Annotated in this window: 18 protein-coding genes; 5 read left to right on the top strand and 13 right to left on the bottom strand. The window is 43.6% G+C overall.

What is annotated here, in order from left to right; translation table 11 throughout:
- Window positions 1-23: 23 nt before the first annotated feature.
- From PQ511_RS09530 to PQ511_RS09515, 4 genes are all read right to left on the bottom strand, one after another.
- Window positions 24-1,166, bottom strand: a complete 1,143-nt coding sequence (locus PQ511_RS09530; protein WP_273851667.1) for an acyl-CoA dehydrogenase — start codon at window positions 1,164-1,166, stop codon at window positions 24-26.
- Between the two features lie 20 nt (window positions 1,167-1,186).
- The gene (locus PQ511_RS09525) at window positions 1,187-2,041 is read right to left on the bottom strand and encodes a 3-hydroxybutyryl-CoA dehydrogenase (RefSeq protein ID WP_273851666.1); all 855 of its coding nucleotides are present in this window, start codon (window positions 2,039-2,041) and stop codon (window positions 1,187-1,189) included.
- A gap of 15 nt (window positions 2,042-2,056) precedes the next feature.
- Window positions 2,057-3,235: an acetyl-CoA C-acetyltransferase gene (locus PQ511_RS09520; RefSeq protein WP_273851665.1), complete on the bottom strand. Its 1,179-nt coding sequence runs from the start codon at window positions 3,233-3,235 to the stop codon at window positions 2,057-2,059.
- Between the two features lie 149 nt (window positions 3,236-3,384).
- On the bottom strand, window positions 3,385-5,493 hold the full coding sequence (locus PQ511_RS09515; RefSeq protein WP_273851664.1) for a (Fe-S)-binding protein: 2,109 nt from the start codon (window positions 5,491-5,493) through the stop codon (window positions 3,385-3,387).
- Window positions 5,494-5,734: 241 nt separating this feature from the next.
- Here PQ511_RS09515 and cls point away from each other — a divergent pair, with 241 nt between their 5' ends.
- Together cls and uvsE are read left to right on the top strand one after the other, a co-directional pair.
- Complete coding sequence (gene cls, locus PQ511_RS09510) at window positions 5,735-6,913, top strand: cardiolipin synthase (RefSeq protein ID WP_273851662.1); 1,179 nt, start codon at window positions 5,735-5,737, stop codon at window positions 6,911-6,913.
- Window positions 6,914-6,995: 82 nt separating this feature from the next.
- Window positions 6,996-7,952 carry a UV DNA damage repair endonuclease UvsE gene (uvsE, locus tag PQ511_RS09505; protein ID WP_273851661.1) on the top strand — a complete coding sequence of 319 codons (957 nt, stop codon included), beginning with the start codon at window positions 6,996-6,998 and terminating at the stop codon, window positions 7,950-7,952.
- Between the two features lie 473 nt (window positions 7,953-8,425).
- On the opposite strand, the gene PQ511_RS09500 is transcribed toward uvsE, so the two are convergent.
- The 6 genes from PQ511_RS09500 to bacA form a co-directional block, all read right to left on the bottom strand.
- Entirely contained in the window at window positions 8,426-8,599 is a 174-nt protein-coding gene (locus PQ511_RS09500; protein WP_273851660.1) for a XapX domain-containing protein, read from the bottom strand.
- A gap of 105 nt (window positions 8,600-8,704) precedes the next feature.
- Entirely contained in the window at window positions 8,705-10,366 is a 1,662-nt protein-coding gene (gene argS, locus PQ511_RS09495) for an arginine--tRNA ligase (RefSeq protein ID WP_273851659.1), read from the bottom strand.
- Window positions 10,363-10,791: a YwiB family protein gene (locus PQ511_RS09490; RefSeq protein ID WP_273851658.1), complete on the bottom strand. Its 429-nt coding sequence runs from the start codon at window positions 10,789-10,791 to the stop codon at window positions 10,363-10,365. The genes argS and PQ511_RS09490 overlap by 4 nt, the downstream gene beginning before the upstream one ends.
- 278 nt (window positions 10,792-11,069) lie before the next feature.
- Entirely contained in the window at window positions 11,070-11,948 is an 879-nt protein-coding gene (gene speB / locus PQ511_RS09485; RefSeq protein ID WP_273851816.1) for an agmatinase, read from the bottom strand.
- Window positions 11,949-11,950: 2 nt separating this feature from the next.
- Window positions 11,951-12,778, bottom strand: coding sequence for a polyamine aminopropyltransferase (gene speE, locus PQ511_RS09480; RefSeq protein WP_224590904.1), 828 nt, complete (start codon window positions 12,776-12,778; stop codon window positions 11,951-11,953).
- Window positions 12,779-12,996: 218 nt separating this feature from the next.
- Window positions 12,997-13,776 carry an undecaprenyl-diphosphate phosphatase gene (gene bacA, locus PQ511_RS09475; protein ID WP_273851657.1) on the bottom strand — a complete coding sequence of 260 codons (780 nt, stop codon included), beginning with the start codon at window positions 13,774-13,776 and terminating at the stop codon, window positions 12,997-12,999.
- 187 nt (window positions 13,777-13,963) lie between these two features.
- On the opposite strand from bacA, the gene PQ511_RS09470 reads away from it, so the two are divergent.
- Window positions 13,964-16,021: a transglycosylase domain-containing protein gene (locus PQ511_RS09470; protein WP_273851656.1), complete on the top strand. Its 2,058-nt coding sequence runs from the start codon at window positions 13,964-13,966 to the stop codon at window positions 16,019-16,021.
- 22 nt (window positions 16,022-16,043) lie between these two features.
- Here the strand turns inward: PQ511_RS09470 and PQ511_RS09465 are convergent, their stop codons facing one another.
- Both PQ511_RS09465 and PQ511_RS09460 read right to left on the bottom strand, forming a co-directional pair.
- Entirely contained in the window at window positions 16,044-16,286 is a 243-nt protein-coding gene (locus PQ511_RS09465; protein ID WP_273851815.1) for a DUF2164 domain-containing protein, read from the bottom strand.
- A 190-nt stretch (window positions 16,287-16,476) separates the two neighbouring features.
- Window positions 16,477-17,004, bottom strand: coding sequence for a YwhD family protein (locus tag PQ511_RS09460; RefSeq protein ID WP_273851655.1), 528 nt, complete (start codon window positions 17,002-17,004; stop codon window positions 16,477-16,479).
- Between the two features lie 187 nt (window positions 17,005-17,191).
- Here PQ511_RS09460 and PQ511_RS09455 point away from each other — a divergent pair, with 187 nt between their 5' ends.
- Both PQ511_RS09455 and PQ511_RS09450 read left to right on the top strand, forming a co-directional pair.
- Window positions 17,192-18,508 carry an NCS2 family permease gene (locus PQ511_RS09455; protein ID WP_273851654.1) on the top strand — a complete coding sequence of 439 codons (1,317 nt, stop codon included), beginning with the start codon at window positions 17,192-17,194 and terminating at the stop codon, window positions 18,506-18,508.
- Window positions 18,501-19,115 carry an HDOD domain-containing protein gene (locus PQ511_RS09450; RefSeq protein WP_337957752.1) on the top strand — a complete coding sequence of 205 codons (615 nt, stop codon included), beginning with the start codon at window positions 18,501-18,503 and terminating at the stop codon, window positions 19,113-19,115. Before PQ511_RS09455 ends, PQ511_RS09450 begins: the two co-directional genes overlap by 8 nt.
- 23 nt (window positions 19,116-19,138) lie before the next feature.
- On the opposite strand, the gene PQ511_RS09445 is transcribed toward PQ511_RS09450, so the two are convergent.
- A complete protein-coding gene (locus PQ511_RS09445; protein ID WP_273851652.1) occupies window positions 19,139-20,170 on the bottom strand; it encodes an oxidoreductase in 1,032 nt (343 codons plus the stop codon).
- Window positions 20,171-20,307: the final 137 nt, after the last annotated feature.

Here is a 20,307-nt window from a genome sequence, read left to right as displayed (position 1 = left end):
AAACGGGTATTCTCGGCTTTTCTCTACTTCATGAGGTTCCGACTTATAACGATCTTCTGTATTTCACTCGTTCCTTCGTAGATTTCGCATACTTTTGCATCGCGAAAGAGGCGTTCGACCGGGTAATCTTTCGTGTAGCCGTATCCCCCGTATACTTGAACCGCTTCAATCGATGCTTTTACTGCAGCTTTCGAAGCAAAGAGCTTTGCCATCGATACTTCCTGCATGCAAGGAATGCCGTGATTTTTTAAGTCTGCAGCACGGTAAGTTAGTAGCTTGGCTGCCTCGACTTCTGTCGCCATATCCGCAAGCTTAAATCCAAGTCCCTGATTCTGCCCGATCGGCTTGCCAAACTGTTGGCGTTCTTTTGCGTAAGCTGTCGCATAGTTTAGCGCCGCTTCCGCTATACCAAGTGATTGCGCCGCAATTCCAATGCGACCGCTTTCAAGATTCGCCATTGCAATTTTAAAGCCCTGACCCTCTTCGCCAAGACGATTCTCAACAGGGACACGACAGTCTTCGAAAATGATCTCAACGGTATTTGAGCCGTTTAAGCCCATTTTCTTTTCTTTCTTTCCAACGCTAAATCCAGGCATATCACGCTCAATAATAAAAGCCGTCACGCCTTTGCTCCCTTTTTCATCCGGATTTGTTCTAGCGAAGGCCACATACGTATCTGCTTCACCACCGTTTGTAATGAAGATTTTCGAGCCGTTTAAAATGTAATGATCTCCGTCTCGCACGGCGCGTGTTTTCATGCTACTCGCGTCAGATCCAGAACTCGGCTCCGTTAAAGCGAAAGCACCAAGGTATTCACCCGTTGCTAGCTTTGGAATGTAGCGCTTTTTCTGCTCTTCTGTTCCAAACGCTAAAATCGGCAGCGTGCCAACAGACGTATGAACCGATAAAATAACACCAACTGTGGCACTTACTTTTGAAAGCTCATGAATCGCGATAATGTAAGACGTATAGTCCATCTCAGCTCCACCATAAGCTTCTGGAATTGGAATCCCCATCAAGCCGAGCTCACCCATTCGCTTGATTACTTCGCGTGGAAAGCGATCCGTCTCTTCCATTTCCTCAACGATCGGGGCGATTTCTTTTTCCGCAAAGTCACGCACCATTTTCTGCATCATTTTTTGCTCTTCCGTAAATACAAGCTCCATGCTCGTTCCTCCTCGTGGTGTTAATCCTGGTATTGGTAGAAGCCTCTTCCTGTCTTACGTCCGAGCCATCCAGCTTTTACATATTTACGTAGTAGCGGACAGGGGCGATATTTGTCATCGCCAAATCCATCCTGAAGCGTTTCCATAATATAAAGACACGTATCAAGTCCAATAAAATCAGCGAGCGTTAGTGGTCCCATCGGATGGTTCATCCCTAGCTTCATCACGCTATCGATATCTTCAGGTGATGCCACGCCTTCATACACGGTATAGATGGCTTCATTAATCATAGGCATCAATATGCGGTTGGACACAAATCCAGGGAAGTCGTTTACTTCCACTGCTGTTTTTCCGAGGTCCACTGCAAGCTTTTCAACGGACTGATAGCTTTCATCCGTCGTTGCTAAGCCCCGAATGATTTCAACAAGCTTCATTACCGGAACCGGATTCATGAAATGCATTCCAATTACTTTTTCAGGACGCTTCGTTGCAGCGGCAATCTCCGTAATCGGAAGTGAAGATGTATTCGTTGCCAGAATCGTATGTTCTTGCGCGATTTCGTCCAGTCGTGCGAACAAATTGCATTTCACTTCCATGTTTTCTACAGCAGCTTCGATTACGATGTCGACCTGCTTTGCATCCTGCAAATCCGTTGTTGGCTTTAAACGCTCCATCGTTCCGTTCAAATCGTCCTGTGTAATCCGCTCTTTGGATACTTGCTTTGAGAGGTTTTTCTCAATTCTTACAAGTCCTTTATCTATAAATTCCTGCTTCAAATCATTCATATAGACGGTATAGCCGGATGCTGCACATACTTGTGCAATTCCTGCTCCCATTTGTCCTGCACCAATTACCATAATCGTTTTGATTTCCATCGTTATGCTCCCTTCCTATACCTGAACCATGATCGCGTCGCCTTGACCACCGCCGCTACAGATGGCTGCAACGCCAATGCCACCACCGCGTCGCTTTAATTCATGAATAAGCGTAATCAAAATGCGTGCACCACTTGCGCCAATTGGATGTCCAAGTGCCACTGCACCGCCGTGTACATTCACCTTTTCCTCATCAAGAGAAGCAATTTTTCCGCTTGTTAATGCAACGGCCGCGAACGCTTCATTGATTTCAAACAGGTCAATTTCCTCAAGTGACTTCCCTGTTTTCTTTAAAAGTTCATTGATCACAAGACCCGGCGTTTTCGGAAAATCCTTAGCATCAACTGCAATGGCCGTGTGCGCAAGAATGGTTGCCATCACTTCTTTTCCTTCTTTCGAAGCACGTTCTTCGGACATCAGAACGAGCGCTCCTGCTCCGTCGTTCACGCCCGGTGCATTTCCTGCTGTAATCGTTCCGTCAGCACCGAATACAGGCTTTAGCTTGGCTAGCTGCTCCTCTGTAGTGCCTTTTCTTGGCGCCTCATCATGTTCAACGACAAGTGGGTCTCCTTTTCGCTGTGGCACTTCAACAGGAATAATTTCTTCAGCGAAAATACCCGCTTCCATCGCTTTCACTGCTCGCTCCTGACTTCTTGTCGCCCAGCGATCCTGCTCTTCTCTTGAAATCTCATATTCTTCCGCTGTTGAATTTCCATAGACGCCCATATGACACCCGTCAAAAGAGCAGGTCAATCCATCATGCACCATAAGATCCACCACTTGTTTGTCGCCCATTCGCATGCCCCAGCGCGCATCTTTCATCATGTATGGCGCATTGCTCATTGACTCCATTCCACCTGCCACGATCACCTCTTCATCACCAGAGCGAATGATTTGATCAGCAAGCGTTACACTACGAAGACCCGATGCACAAACTTTGTTAATCGTCTCTGTTTTCACTTCCCATGGAATGCCGGCGTGGCGTGCCGCTTGTCGTGATGGTATTTGACCCTGTCCTCCTTGAAGAACTGACCCCATAATGACTTCACCAACATCTCCTGGCTCTACACCCGCACGTATCAATGCTTCTTTAATTGCTGTTCCACCAAGTTTCGATGCCTCAATTGACTTTAAAGCTCCACCAAATTTTCCAAATGGCGTTCTTACGCCACTAACGATGACCGTTTTGCCCATAAAAAACCTCTCCTTTCTTTTTTTGAAAACGCTATCATTATTGTATAAAATGCGACTGAACGCTCGCTCACCTTACCGACAAAGTAACAAAGGAAAGAGCTCATGCCGGTCGGAAAAACCAGCATAAGCTAACCCCTTTGCCAAACAGTCTATTGGAGAACAGCTTCTTTTTGAACAATTGAGCGTTCTAAAATCTCAACAATATCAAGCGTGGCTACTTCTTCTTCAACTTCTTTCGCTTTCGTTCCATCGCTCATCATCGTTAGGCAATATGGACATGCACTACCGATAACGGATGGCTTCACACTTAGTGCCTGCTCGGTTCTCGTTACGTTAATACGGGATCCTGTGTCTTCTTCTGTCCACATCAAACCGCCGCCTGCACCACAGCACATGCCGTTTTCACGGTTGCGGTCCATCTCAATCACTTCAACGCCTGGAATACTGCGAAGAATTTCACGTGGTGGATCGTATACTTCGTTGTAACGGCCGAGGTAACAAGAATCATGATAAGTGATTCTCTCGTTTACTTCGTGCTTCGGCTTCAGTTTTCCTTCTTTAATCCAGTCATATAATAATTCAGTATGGTGATAAACCTCTGCTTCAAGCCCAAACTCTGGATATTCATTTTTAAGTGAGTTATACGCATGAGGATCAATCGTAACGATTTTAGTAATGTTATGCTTCTGGAACGTTTCAATGTTTTTCTGTGCAAGATCCTGGAATAAGAACTCGTTTCCTACACGTCGTGGCGTATCACCAGAGTTCTTTTCTTTATTTCCAAGAATGGCGAATGAAATGCCTGCTTCATTCATGATTTTCGCAAAGGAAGCGGCAATCTTCTGGCTACGGTTATCGTAAGAGCCCATTGAGCCAACCCAGAAGAGGTATTCAAACTCTTCACCTGCTTTTTCTTTTTCTTTTACAGTCGGAACCACGATATCGTCACGCAAATCGCGCCAGTTTTCACGTTCCTTACGGCTAATTCCCCATGGATTGCCCTGACGTTCAATGTTTGTGATTGCTCGCTGAACATCGCTATCCATCTTTCCTTCCATTAAGACAAGGTGACGGCGCATGTCGATGATCTTATCAACGTGCTCGTTTTCAACCGGACACTGATCTTCACAGTTGCGGCACGTGGTACAAGCCCAAATTTCTTCTTCCGTAATGACGTTCCCGATTAAATCTCCGCTTACAAGTCCTTCCGCTGCTGCAGCTGTTTCCTGCTGTGCACGTGATTGGTAAGCAATTTGGTTTCCTGCTGTATTTGAAAAAGCGTAAGCTGGAACCCAAGGTGTTCTAGATGTCACCGCAGCTCCTTTTTCCGTTAAATGATCGCGTAGCTTAACGATTAAATCCATTGGAGAAAGGATTTTTCCCGTTGCTGTTGCCGGACACATATTCGTACAACGTCCACATTCTACACAAGCATACAGATCAACAAGCTGCTTCTGGTTAAAATCTTCAATCGTGTTAACGCCGTATGTTTCTTGACTTTCATCTTCAAAATTAATAGATGATAACTGCCCTACTTTGTGCGTACGCCCAAGGAAAACATTTACTGGCCCAGCAATTAAGTGTGCATGCTTCGATTGTGGAACGTACACCATGAACGTTAGTAGCACGAGCAGATGGATCCACCAGAAAAAGAAGAATAGCGCAATTGCTGCTGTTTCATTGATCCATGAGAACAGGAACGCAATTCCTGACGCCACTGGTGCACTCCATGAATAACCAGCATCATGCCAGATGATTTCCATACCGCCTGCAAATAGAACGGAAATCATCAGAAGACCGATAAACAAGAGAACAAGTCCTGCTTTAAACCCTTTTTTCAAGCGGGCAATGGCCTCGATATAGCGACGATAGAATGCCCATACGACCGCTGTTAAAATCATAAGCGTCACAAGCTCCTGGAAAAACGTAAACGCTGGATAAAGCGGTCCAAGAGGAAGATGTGACTCCGGCGATAACCCTTTCACAATCATATCGATCGCACCGAATTGAACGAGAAGGAAACCGTAGAACATCATCACATGGATCGTTCCACTCTTCTTATCTTTTAATAACTTCTTTTGCCCAAATACTTTAACTAGAATGGCTTCTAGTCGTTCTTTCATGGAATGATCAAATTCTGCTTTCTTTCCAAGCTTAATGTATTCGTATCTTGTTTTAACGACATAACCAAACAAAAACAACGCGTAAGCGGTTACAAGAATGAAAGCAATCCAGTTAGCGATCAATAAAACATCCATGTTGGCAAACCTCTCCTTTCGAGTCATTCCTTCTTAGCCGCTTCTGAGATGCTTGAACGTTGGTGCTCCCCGATTGTTCAAACAATTTATGAAAACGCTTTTAAGTCAGAATGCAAGTAATTTTCTGACTTTAGTATAACACAAAAACAAATGAATGAGCATTCAGTCAGAGATTTTTTTTTACTTTTTTTAAGTTTAGGACAAACTATGGCTATACCGTTCATGGAAAGGGGTGAAACGTATGAGGTCCTTTTTTATCGTTCTTCTTGTTTTGGTCATATGGATTGTGATTGATCTGCACATAGGAAGTAAAAAACGAAAGCAGACTTCTTCATTATGGGTCGAAACGACTGGTGATACCACTTTCATTGCAGACGGAGATGATTTTTTTCGAATGCTCCTTCATGATATCGACAGGGCTAGCCGAGAAATTCAGATGATGTTTTACATCTTTCGGGATGATGAAACAGGTCAAAAGGTTGTTGAGCATCTTTGTAAAAAAGCCGATGCCGGGGTGCTCATTTATCTGCTTGTTGACTACGGAGGTAGTCACGGATTAAAGAAATCGACAATCAAAAAAATGCGCTCATGCGGCATCCATTTTTCCTATTCTAGAAAAATATCTATTCCTCTTCTTTTTACTTCTTTAAATGAACGCAATCATCGTAAGATAACCGTAATTGATGGAAAGATTGGCTATGTAGGTGGCTTTAATGTGGGCAACGAATATGCAAGCAAAGATCCTAAGTTCGGTTATTGGCGGGACTATCATCTCCGTTTAACAGGAGAGGCAGTGAAAGGTCTTCAAGATCAATTTATACTCGACTGGAAGGACAACAATTCATTCCCAATCGAAGCTGCTTCACCTGATCTGCAAAAAGGGACGAAATCCATCACCTTTCATATTACAAATGGAAGTGCTATCGAGGAAGCATTTGCTTCTTACATCGATAAGGCCACAACAACAATTAAAATTGGGACGCCTTATTATATTCCAGGACAAACGGTCCAAACGAGTCTATTGCGAGCGTTAAAGTGCGGAGTATCTGTACAAATTCTTTTACCAATGCGAGCAGATCATCCTCTTGTTAAAGAAGCCTCTTACCCTTATCTTGTTGAGCTTATTCAGGCTGGTTGCGAGGTTTATCAATATATGAACGGGTTTTACCATGCAAAAGTGATTGTTATTGATGATACATTTTGTGATGTAGGCACAGCAAATTTTGATCAGCGCAGTTTTCATATTAATGGTGAAATTAACTGTCTCTTCCATTCTACTGATTTTGTAAATGAAGTGAAAGAAGTGATTCAAAAAGATCTCCTTCAATCTGAACGCCTAGATTTAAACCGATTGCAAGACAGGTCGATTGGAAGTCGTGTCCTTTCTCCTGTCGCACGGCTCCTTAGTCCTTTTCTCTAAATGACAATGTGCTTTATTCTGTTTTAACGGGAAACAAACGGGTAAGTTACATGTTCAGATCTTTTTGAAAGGAGCTGTCCCTATGCAAATTCGATTCGGTTATGTTTCGAACGCGCTTGCCTTGTATGAAGCTTCGCCAGCGCGAACGATGACGTTTGCGACATGGTCAAAGTTAACAAAAGAAGAGCGAGAAACCAAACTGCACACGATTACAGAAACGAATTTAAAAAGTACGCTTCGAGCTCTTCACTACAATATAGCGCACGAAATTGATCTCTACCGCATGTCGTCTTCCATTGTGCCACTTGCGACGCACCCTGAAGCAACATGGGATTATATCACGCCTTTTCAACAGCTATTTCAAGAAATTGGTGACCTTGTTAAGATGCACAGTCTACGTGTTAGTTTTCACCCAAACCAATTTACGCTTTTTACAAGCCCGAAACCTCATGTAACCGAAAACGCAATTGGTGATTTGCATTATCATGTCGCCATGTTAGAAGCAATGGGGCTTGATACTCGCTCCATTGTGAACATTCATATTGGCGGAGCATATGGCGATAAGACGGAAACGCTGAAACGATTTTACAAAAACTTTGATAAGATTCCGAAAAATCTTCGCTCTCATGTGACGCTTGAAAATGACGATAAAACTTATACGGCGGAAGAAACGCTAGAAGCTTGTGAACAAACTGGTGTACCGTTCATTTTTGATTACCACCATCATATGGCCAATCCAGGCGACGGTCTTTCGGATCGCTTTTTTGAGCGAGTTTATAAAACATGGGAATCCCATAACATTCGACCTAAATTCCATCTCTCATCACCTAAATCCACTAGTGCTTATCGCAGCCATGCGGACTATGTGGACAGCGAATTTGCGATTCCATTTCTCAACATGTTGAAGGAACACGGGGAAGATGCGGACATCATGATTGAAGCAAAGAAAAAAGACCTCGCAGCACTTCAGCTTATCGAAGATCTTTCAACTGTCCGCGGTGTCAAGCGACTTAATGGTGGCTCGATTCAATGGAAGTAGCAAAGGGATGAATAATCTGATTAAGCTCTCTCCATGATTTTGTCGGCAATTCGCGGGACGTATTTGAGACGCGCACGAGCTTGCTGTGCGGTACATATTTTCGATACATTTTTTGATAGCGATGAAAATAAAAGGCGCGCTCCTCTGTTACGTGTAGAAGCGAAATTTGGAGCGTACTTAGTTTGTCTATACATACAAAGCAACGCCCTGTTTCATAAAGGGCGTTGCTTTGTGCTAACGATGTACGGTCCAACTTAAATTCAGCTTCACTTCTCGCATGGCCTTTTGCCGAGGATCCACCAGAGTAATTTCATGTTATGAACAAGTGCTTTCCCCGCTCTGAATTCCGCTTGCAAAAATGGTTCGCTTACCTCAGAAAAGCCGCCACACAAAATAAGTCCTGCTACTTTTTCTTGATACTGAACGCCTCCATCAGATGGTTTAAGTCAGAGGAATCGAAAATTCTTTTGAACCTAACCCAATGAAAAAAAACCAATCACCCATTCGTACGCTTTAAACCCAAGATAAATGCCAATAATACCGGCAATACCAGCAAAAGCAGGTGGAGCCGGGATCGGAAGTTTTAAGAAAGCAAAAATAAGGCCAACTAAAAACCCTGTTAAAGTTGCAATGAATACCGTCTTCATCCCATCACCTCTTCTTTAAAGTATGACCGAATGAAGGAATCATTATAAAAAATAGACATAGACACTAAAAAAGCCCCATCGCAGTAAGCGATAGGACTTGGTCCACTACATTTTTTCTGGAGCTGTGACGCCGATAATCTCAAGCGTGTTTTGAATCGTTTGGCGAACGGCTTTCATGAGCTTAAACCGAGCTGCACTTTTCGCAAGATCTTCTGGATCAAGCACGCGCTCTGCATTGTAAAAGCTGTGAAGCGTCTGAGCAAGCTCAAATGCATAGTTTGTGATGCGGTGCGTCATGCGCTTCTCCGCTGCTTCTGCGATCGCTTCAGGAAGTTCTCCGAGTTTCTTCAGAAGGTCCATTTCTTTCTCAGATGTAATAAGAGATAGGTCCGCATCTTCTGTTAAGCCCATTTCTTCTCCCTGACGAAGAATGCTGCATACGCGAGCGTGCGCATACTGCACATAATACACAGGGTTTTCGTTCGAACGAGAAACAGCAAGATCCATATCAAAATCAAGATGGGAATCTGAACTTCTCATGGAGAAGAAATAGCGCATTGCATCGATACCTACTTCATCCATTAGTTCACGAAGGGTGACAGCTTTACCCGTTCGCTTACTCATCTTCATTTTCTCGCCGTCTTTAAAGAGGTTAACCATTTGAATGATTTCCACTTCAAGCTGCTCACGTTTATAACCAAGCGCTTCGATCGCTGCTTTCATTCTTGGAATGTACCCGTGGTGGTCTGCTCCCCAGATGTTGATCAGCTTATCAAAACCGCGAGATAGCTTATCTTGGTGATAGGCGATATCCGGCGTTAAATACGTATAAGAGCCATCGCCTTTAATCAACACACGGTCTTTATCATCGCCGTAAGTAGTTGAGCGGAACCATGTCGCGCCATCCTGTTCAAACGTTTCACCGCGCTCTTTCAACTTCGCAAGGACGTTATCGATCTTGTTGGATTGATAAAGAGATGTTTCAGAGAACCAGACATCAAATTCAACGCCAAATTCCTTCAAATCTTTCTTCAGCTTTTCCAGCTCCCGCTCAAGTCCATATTCGCGGAAATAAGCATAGCGCTCTTTCTCTTCAAGTTGAAGGAGACGGTCGCCTTCTTTTTCAACAAGATCTTTTCCGAACTGTACAATATCCTGTCCTTGATAGCCATCTTCCGGCATGTCTTTTTCTTTACCTAGCGCCTGCATGTAGCGTGCTTCAAGAGACACCGTTAGGTTATGAATTTGGTTACCGGCATCGTTAATGTAATATTCTCGTGACACGTCATATCCGGCACGATCGAGTACGTTACAAAGCGTATCCCCTACTGCGGCTCCTCGTGCGTGACCAAGGTGGAGACTTCCAGTTGGGTTAGCTGAAACGAACTCAACCTGAATTTTTTCATTCTTGTCCGCTGAACGACCGTAGCTGTTCCCTTTATCAAGAATCGTAGGAATCAATTCCGTTAAATACGCCGTATCCATGAAAAAGTTAATAAATCCTGGACCTGCAATATCAATCTGCTTGATTCCTGCTTTTGTCATATCAAGGTTGGCTTTTAGATCTTCTGCAATCGCACGTGGTGCTTTCTTTGCAATGCGTGCAAGTTGCATCGCCATGTTTGTGGCATAGTCACCATGAGCCTTGTCTTTTGGTGATTCCAAAATCACTTCTGGCATCTCACTTTCGGATGCAAGGTTCGCCTTTAGGACGGCCTGTTTGATTTCTTCTTTTAACTGCTCTTTCTTTTGTTCCACACTATTCATTGACTTGCTCCCTTCCAGCTTAGCGACAGCTCATGTCGCTGCGTTTCATCTTCTTCTAGGTAAAGCAAATAGCGAAGCGTTAAACGACCTTTATGCTTCTCTCTATCCACTAGCTGCTCAATACGTTCTGTTCGGATTTGCATCGGCATTGCTCCGAACGGCGTTTTATAAAGAGACTCAGACACCTGTCCCGGCGCAAACTGCTGTCGCATGGAAAGGGCCCCTCTTCGAATCACAGTCACTTGTTCTTGATCTATTTTCACCGTTGTCGAAACCTTCCCAATCTCAAGGCTTTCCTCATAACGCAAATAAAGCGCATTGCCTTTTTCAACAAGATTTCCCTGAACGGAATAATTTGTAGACTCTTTCTCTTTCCCAGACTGAATCCGGGAATCAATCGTTATTTCAATCGGATGATCACTCATCACTTCACGTCCTCACTAAATCATTAACTTACTTATTATAAGAAAAGCGAAGGTGGCTTGTCCACCCCCGACCAGCTTAAGGCTTCTCTCAATGTGACGCTTTTTGTCACAATGAGGGGAGACTTAAGACCTCGAGGGGGTAGCCGCCGTAGCTGGATCAAGAAAAGCGGAGGCGGCTTGTCCACCCCCGACCAGCTTAAGAAGAATCCCTATGAAAAGTTATTCCATTCTTTCCAATATAAAAAGACTGTATTCAATAGGAATACAGCCTCTCTGCTTTATTTCTTATGTGTCCAGCCTAGCAGCATTTCACGAATGAATTTACTTGCGGCAATTGGCGTTTGTTCGGATGGGTCATAGGCTGGGGCTACTTCAACGAGATCAGCCCCAACAACGTTGATGTCAGAACCTGCAATCGCTGCAATCGCCTCAAGTAACTCTTTTGAGGTGATACCTCCAGCTTCGGCCGTCCCTGTCCCAGGGGCATGCGCTGGATCAAGCACATCAATATCAATCGTCACGTACACATTGCGGCCTTTTAGAGTTGGCAGAACTTTTTTCAAAGGTTCAGCTACATCGAATTTATGCATCGTCATGCCAGATTCCTTCGCAAACTGAAACTCTTCCCGCATACCGGAGCGAATGCCAAAGGAGTAAACGTTTTCCGCACCAATCAACCCACAAATCTTACGAACGGGTGTGGAATGAGAAAGCGGTTCGCCTTCATACTCTTCACGTAAATCAGCGTGCGCGTCGATGTGAATCAATGCGAGATCATCATACTTCTTATGAAACGCCTTAAGGATCGGCCACGTCACAAGATGCTCGCCACCCATACCAAGTGGAAATTTCCCAGCTTCAAGTAACGAATCGATGTATTCTTCAATCATATCGATGCTGCGCTGTGGATTTCCAAATGGAAGCGGAATATCCCCTGCATCAAAATAACGAATTTCTTCTAGATGACGATCCGCATAAGGGCTGTATTCTTCCAAACCGAGCGATGCCTCACGAATGCGGCCAGGACCAAAGCGAGAACCTGGACGGAAGCTCACGGTCCAGTCCATTGGCATACCATAAATCACAACATTACTGTCATCAAAAGAGGGGTTACTTAGAATAAACACATTACCTGAATAAGCTTCATCAAACTTCATGCTCATTTGACGAGATCCTGGACGAACTTAGGAAGTGCGAAGCAAGCAGTGTGAAGTTCTTTTGTATAGTATTTTGTGTCAATCTCATGGAAGCGACTTTCAGGAACTTCAAGCGGATCGTTCTTTTTCGAACCAATTGTAAATGTCCAAAGACCGCTTGGATACGTCGGAATGTTTGCCGTATAAACACGTGTAATTGGAAAGATTTCTCTAACATCTTTAGATACTTGTGTAATCAAGTCCGCTTTAAACCAAGGGTTGTCGGTTTGCGCAACGAAAATACCGTCTTCTTTAAGCGCCTTTGAAATGCCTTCGTAGAAGCCGCGTTCAAATAGCTTTGCAGCTGGTCCAACAGGTTCAGTCGAATCGACCATGATCACATCGTATTCTCCTTCGCTTTTCGCGATATGCATAAAGCCGTCATCAACAAGTACTTCAACGCGCTCGTTATCAAGTGCGCCTGCAATCGAAGGTAAGTACTTTTTCGAATACTCAATGACTTTGCCGTCAATTTCAACGAGCGTTGCTTTTTCAACAGATGGGTGCTTCAACACTTCACGAATCACACCGCCATCTCCTCCTCCCACGACTAATACGTGTTTTGGATTAGGGTGAGTGAAAAGAGGCACGTGTGCGACCATTTCATGATAGACGAACTCGTCTTTTTCCGTTGTCATGACCATTCCATCAAGAACGAGCATGTTACCGAATTCTTCTGTTTCAATCATATCAAGACGTTGAAAGTCCGTTTGCTCCGTATGCAACGTCTGCTTAATTTTCGCCGTAATGCCGAAGCGTTCTGTTTGTTTTTCTGTATACCATAATTCCATTTGTACCACTCCTCTATATCGAATTGCTACACTACATCCGTTCCCGAACCACAAAGGTCCAAACACCATTAGTATGTAGCAAAAAAATGTATCTAAGCATCAGGTTACCTATTCTTAAAGTACAAGAAAAGTATAGTCGACTCTGTGTAAAAAGCAAGAGAAATTTCTACTTTCAGTTCTTGTTTCTTTCCATTCTTTCCACGCCGACATCTCTTTCTTTAGAATAAGACCATCCACACAAAGAGAGCGAGCATGAAACGGTAGATTGCAAATGGGATGAGCCGAACACGTTCAATGAATTTAATAAATGTTACAATAGCAAAAAGCGCGACGAAAAAGGCTGCTAAAAAGCCAGTTGCGAATACAGGTAGATCTGCTAAAGATAAAAATTGATAGCTTTTTAATAAATCATACCCACTCGCTGCCACCATCATCGGAACCGCTAAAATAAACGAAAACTCAGCCGCTGTTTTGTGATTTGTTCCGAGTAGAACGCCACCTGAAATCGTGGCACCTGACCGTGAGAACCCCGGCCAAAGTGCCAGGCATTGAAAAAGACCGATGGAGAATGCCTGCTTGAGCGTTAACTCATCTAAAGTTGACGTAACAGGCGTTCGTTTTTTAAAATCAGCAAGAATCATCAGAACCCCGCCTACAACTAGCCCAACGACAACTGTATAAGGTGAGAAAAGATAGCTTTTAATAAATCCATGTAAAAGAAAACCCGCTATAACTGCCGGAATCATCCCTAAAATGAGATGACTAAGTGTTAATCCACTCGCTTTATTCGGCGAGACTAACGCCACGAATCGTTTTCGATACATGACCACAACGGCAAGAATGGATCCAAGTTGAATCACAATCTCAAACGTTTTGGCTCTTTCACCAGTAAAATCGAGCCAGTACCCAGTTAAAATCAAATGCCCTGTTGAAGAAACTGGTAAAAATTCCGTTAACCCTTCTACAATTCCAAGAATGATTGCAATCATGATTTCCATACGTTTCTCTCCCCGCTCTCCGTAAAAATGTTTATCATTCATCCTATTCAAAAACTGGACAACTATTTTTCATACTGATTGCTTCCCTCATTGTTTTATAGAAAATAGAGGATTTCACCGGGAAACGTGTTTAAGAGTTTCTAGATTGTCACATACTAGATTTAATACGATGTGGGGGGTGAACCACATGAAATGGCTCAATGATGAGCGATTCCATTATTGGAAGCGGTGGACAAAGCTTCTAAGTAAACTAATGATGATCGGCATAGTGCTAATCGGTTTTTCTATGGGGCTTCTTTATGTGGTAACGGTGTTCATGGGGCCCCCTGAGCTTCAAGTACCACAAACTACGATTTACTATGACAATGATGAACAAGTGATTAGTGAGTCTAACCAGGAAGGCCAGAACCGCTATTGGGTTGATCTTGAACATATTTCTCCTTACGTGATTGATGCCACCATTGCCATTGAAGACAGACATTTTTATGACCATATGGGCTTTGATTTTAAACGGATAGGTGGAGCGGTTCTGGCTGACATTAAAGCCATGTCTAAAGTTCAGGGAGCAAGTACCATTACACAGCAATATGCACGAAATCTCTTTTTAGAACATGATAAAACGTGGAAACGAAAAATCGCTGAAGCTTTTTATGCCTATCGACTTGAGGTTCATTATTCAAAAGAAGAGATTCTTGAGGGGTACTTGAACACGATTTACTATGGACACGGTTCTTATGGCATTGAGTCTGCCGCAAGAACGTACTTTGGCAAAAAAGCGGAGGATCTTTCACTCGCTGAAGCAGCAATGCTTGCCGGTATTCCAAAAGGACCCGGCTATTATTCTCCTTATGCTGATGCTGAGCGGGCAGAGGAACGCCAGAGCACTGTACTTCAAGCGATGGTAGCGAATGAGGCGCTCACTGAGGCGGAAGCGGTACAAGCTAAAGCTGAAAAAATGGCTCTTCAAACATTTACAGAAGAAGCGAAGTCTGAAATCGCGCCCTATTTTGCTGAAGAAGTGAAAAAAGAATTAAAATCCGTTCTTTCACTTGATGAGCGTGTGATCGAGCAGGGTGGCCTTCACGTCTATACAACACTTGACGCCACCATGCAAAAGGCAGCAGAAAAGTGGGTTGACTCGACCATTGATCCAAAAAGCGATATTCAAGCAGCGCTCGTGGCGATGGAGCCCACATCAGGTGCTGTGAAGGTGATGATTGGAGGGCGAGATTATTCAGAAAGTAAATTTAACCGTGCAACAATGGCGAAGCGTACGCCGGGATCGACGTTTAAACCGCTGTTATATTATGCAGCTATAAAAAATGGCTTCACTCCATCAACGCTCGTTCGCAGTGAGCCTACCACCTTCTATTATGATAACGAACAGAAAACCTACTCTCCGCACAATTTTGGAGACGTGTATGCGAATGACGAAATTACGCTCGCGCAAGCTTTAGCGCTCTCGGATAACGTCGTGGCAGTGAAAACGCATATGTTTTTAGAAGAAAAAACGCTCGTCAATACCGCAAAATCTTTTGGAATCAAAAGTAAATTATCGGCCATCCCGTCACTAGCCCTCGGAACAAAGCCTGTCGGGATGATGGAAATGACAGGAGCTTATAGCATGCTAGCCAATGGGGGCTATAGCGTTTCTCCTTATTACATCGAGAAAGTTACGGATCGCGACGGCAAAGTGATTTATGAGCACGCCTCGCAATCTGAGCTTGTTTTAGACCCTGACGCCGCATTCGTCACAACAAGCATGATGACGGGCGTTTTTGATGAATCACTCAATGGCTACACGCGCGTTACGGGGTCCGGGGTTGACCACCTGCTCACACGCCCTGCTGCTGCAAAAACAGGCTCAACGTCAACGGATAGCTGGATGGTTGGTTTTACCCCACAGCTTACCGCGGCGGTTTGGGTTGGCTATGATAAAGGAGAGAAGCTGAATCATCGAAACGATGGGGCTTATACGAAGAAGATCTGGGCAAACTTTATCGAAGAGGCGCTAGCTAAAGAGAAAGCGACTGATTTTAAGAAGCCAGAAAACGTGGTAGGGATAGAAGTGGATCCTCAAACAGGACTGATCGCTACTGAAAATTGCCCAGTCAAGCGTTTAACGTATTATATAGAAGGAACTGAACCGTCTCACCTTTGTGAAGACCATCCTGGCACGCCTTCTTCAGAACAAGCAAAAGAGAAAAAAGGGTTCTTCGATCGGTTCTTCCACTGGATGAGATAAAAGACGGGTGAAACACCCGTCTTTACCGCTTCACTTCTGGATCCGGCTTCTTTAGCGCTTCGAGATCCTGTTCAATGCTTATCCACTTTTGTTCCGTCATCCCAATCGCATCTGATATCCCTGTATTGTAAAAGGTTGGGCCAATCTCGGACATGACGAAATGCAAGACATTTTCAGCTGCTAATTCACCGATTTCTTCGTTTCTCTCTTCATAGAAGAACGACTGAATGCGCTCGATTAGCTCTTTCTTTTTTTCACGTGGCATTTGATACACGTTATTCACCCTTTCTTTATGAGGAAAATGTTGGCGAACATTCCCTAAAACCAGAACAACCCGGGGAAAATTCCCCGGGCTGTTTTGGGTCCTAGCTATATGTGTTGCGTACCCATAAGTTTACGCTCAGTTTCTGGAAACCTCAAGAGATTTTATCAATTAGTCAGAAAACAATTGAAAGTTAGTCTTGAAGTCCTGCTTTTACTTCATCACTTGAACGTTCGTAGACGTCTTTATCAAACTCCATTAAATAATTACGCAGCATTTCTTTTGATTTTGCATCCATATGATCGACCACAACCTTGCCTTTCATGGATTTATCCATATTGTTCACATGCTCCGGCATACTTTTCCATGCGCGTTTGGCTTCCGCATTTAAGAAAAATTCACATGCACCAATACCGTAATAGTATGGCCCTTCCTCATTACGTTGAAGCGTCACCCATACAATCCATGCGGTATGACCATCAGGAACTTCTTCGCGCGTCTTAACGAGCTTCTTACGTTTTTCGAGCGCACTACGTGCGTGAAGCGCACCGACATCAACATAAATTTCATCCGTTGTTGGATCGATAATCACAGGCGAAACGTTATCGAGGTTAATTGTACCTACGCCATAACCGCCGTGTCCGTCTGTAGAATCACCACTTAAAATGTTAAAACCTGTTGAAGGCTTTTTTTTCGGCTTGTTTTCTTCTTCATTTGCCATTCCATTGTACCTCCTTCAATCGCAATTGTCCGCTATCATTTTATCACAATTACCTGAATAGATTCATGTCCCAGCCATTCATGCATTTCTCACAATTGATTTTAGATTACCCCTTGTCAAACGCATTTATTACGAATATTATAGTATTTGTGCTTAAAAAACGTTCGTATTTAATGGAGGTCTTACCATGTTAAACTCCTTTTTCCGCTTGAAAGAAAATGGAACCAACGTTAAAACAGAATTTCTTGCAGGATTAACCACCTTCCTGACGATGGTATATATTGTTATTGTTAATCCAATTATCCTCTCCTCGACAGGAGTGCCGTTCGACACTGTCTTTATCGCTACGATTATTGCGGCGGTTGTTGGAACACTTTGGATGGGACTATTTGCTAATTATCCAATCGCGATTGCGCCTGGTATGGGGCTAAACGCTTACTTTGCTTTTTCCGTTGTCGGGGGAGACGCAGGCGTATCCTATCAAGTTGCCTTTGGCGCTGTTTTCATTGCAGGATTATTATTTATTATTCTATCCTTAACCCCATTCCGCGAAAAGCTTATTGAAGCGATTCCAGCCAACCTTAAGCTAGGAATTACAGCGGGAATTGGATTGTTTATTGCCTTTATTGGCTTACGAATGACGGGCATCATCGTTGCAGATGAAGAGAACCTCGTTGGCCTTGGTAATCTTCATTCACCAGAAGTTCTCTTAGCGCTTGTTGGGCTCATCATTACACTGATTCTTATGGCTCGTAACGTTCCAGGGGCACTCTTTTTTGGAATGATTATTACGGCAATTATCGCGATCTTTACAGGACAGCTTGAATTTAAAGAGGGATTCATGCAAGCCCCATCTGCACCAGAATTCTTTATCTTCGGCAGCCCGCTTCAAGCATTTAAAGATATGATTGAATACGGCTTATATGCGGTTGTGTTCTCCTTCTTACTCGTGACATTATTTGATACAACCGGTACAATGGTAGGCGTTGCCGAACAAGCTGGTTTGATGAAAGGGAAAAAGATGCCGCGTGCGCGTCAGGCTCTTCTCGCTGACTCAATCGGTACAACAGTAGGAGCGATTTTCGGGACAAGTCCTACGAGTGCTTATCTTGAATCCTCTGCCGGTGTTGCAGCTGGCGGACGAACAGGATTAACATCTGTCGTCGTTTCCGTGCTTTTCATCATTTCAGCATTCTTTGGTCCGCTTGTTGGCTCTCTATCAGGTCTTTCGGCCATTACAGCTCCTACGTTAATTATCGTTGGTAGCTTAATGATTGGCGCCGTTGGGAAAATTGATTGGAGCGAGTTCGACGAGGCATTTCCAGCTTTCTTAATCATCCTTACGATGCCTCTCACCGCAAGTATTGCAACAGGTATTGCTCTCGGATTTATTACGTATCCGATCTTAAAAATTGTAAAAGGAAAATGGCGTGACGTTCATCCGCTGCTTTACCTTTTCGCTGTATTATTTTTCTATCAGCTTGCTTTTCTACCTCATGCCTAACGTAAAGCTCTGCCCTATCGGCAGAGCTTTTTTAATCCAAAAAATAAATTGTATTATTTCCCAGAAGGATTACCTCGCGCTTTCTTACAAATTGCTCAAGCTTATTAACTCAATTGGTCTTCCTGTGAAGGAAAGTAACATTAAACAGGCTATTGTACTGCTTGGATTACTTGAGGTTAAAAAATGGATCCTCATTCTTATGTTAACGAAAGAAACGAATGAGTGCGCGAACGTGATTCAACTTTCGCTCATTCGCTCAAAATTATCCGAACGGATTGCAAAAAAAGTAAAACTTAATGCTACTGATGCTTCTTTTATCGGAATGTTTTCTCTACTTGAATCAATTCTCCAGAGACCGATGAAGGAAATACTAGCTGAACTACCTATTGAAGATCACCTTATTGCAACTTTAACAAATGAAGAGAAAGCCTCCCCGCATGCGCAACTCCTACAACTTGTGAAATCCATCGAACGATGCGATTGGCAAGGGGTTGATCATCAATTGGAGCAAGTTGGCGTTTCAATTAGTGGATTACAAGAAGACTATGTTGAAGCGGTTAATTGGGCAAACTCCATTGTAGGTTCATTTCAGACTCCCGTTCATTAGACTGGTTTTAAAGCCAGTCTTTTTTATTCCCACTGCATCCTCTTCTTCTTATCACTGCTCATTAAGGCTAGCTCAATCACTTTAATCACATCCAGCGCCTCTTCAGCTGCCACAGGTGGGGCACTAGATGTGACGATCGCCTGATAAACTTCTTTGTAATACGTTTGATAAGACCCTGGTAAAGACTCGATGGTGTGCGTGCCATCTTCATTGGTGAGCATACCATATTCCTCAGCGTTCTCTTCTCCCCACCCCTTGTCTCCAGGAACTATCCCTGCTTTCAACGCTTCCTCTTGAGGATCAATGCCCCACTTCAAAAACGATCCTTTCATCCCGTGAATTTGATAACGAGGTCCGTGTTGTTTCACGAGAGATCCTCCATGAAGAATGACTCTCTTTTTTCCATATTGTAGAATAAGATGAAAGTAGTCATCTGTTTTGCCTTCGTCACGCTGGGCAAGAATATCAGCATAGACGCTATCCGGTTTACCAAATAGGGTGAGCGCCTGGTCAATTAAATGCGAACCGAGATCAAATAGAATACCAGAACCTTTCTTATCCTCTTCTCGCCAGCGATCACGCACCTCCGCTCGATAACGGTCATAATGAGCCTCGTAAGTCATAATCGTTCCCAACTGCTCTTCTTCCATAAGCTTTTGGATCGTGAGAAAATCACTATCAAAGCGCCTGTTATGATACACGCTTAGCAAACATTTCTGTTCTTTTGCAATTTCAATTAAGCGTTCACCTTCCTCTACACTAACAGTGAATGGTTTTTCAAGAACAACATGCTTTCCTGCTTCAAGAGCCTGCTTGGCCATTGGATAATGCAACGCGTTCGGTGTAGTGATGATGACCAGCTCGATTTCCTTTTCAGATAACACCTCATCCAGAGACGAAACAACACTCATTCCCGGAAAGGAACGATGCACGTTATCTGCATTCGAAGAGACGACTGTTGCCATCGTTAATCCTTCTACCGCTTGTATGACAGGCGCATGAAACGTCTCTCCAGAAAACCCAAAACCAACTAAGCCCACTTTCACTTCTCTCATTTGTCCTCACTCCCATGTAATAAGTCTTTTGACCCCATTTTTGAATTCGACAAAATCATATAAATTACTCGACTTCTTTTTCCAAATTTTGATATCACGAAACGATTATACTAATGTTCAAACGGGTATTTATGTAA

Origin of the sequence: Guptibacillus spartinae (assembly GCF_028610625.1) — a bacterium.
GTDB classification, from domain to species: Bacteria; Bacillota; Bacilli; order Bacillales; family Guptibacillaceae; genus Guptibacillus; species Guptibacillus spartinae.
Note: the sequence above shows the minus strand (reverse complement) of the source record. Positions and strands in the feature narration are given on the sequence as shown.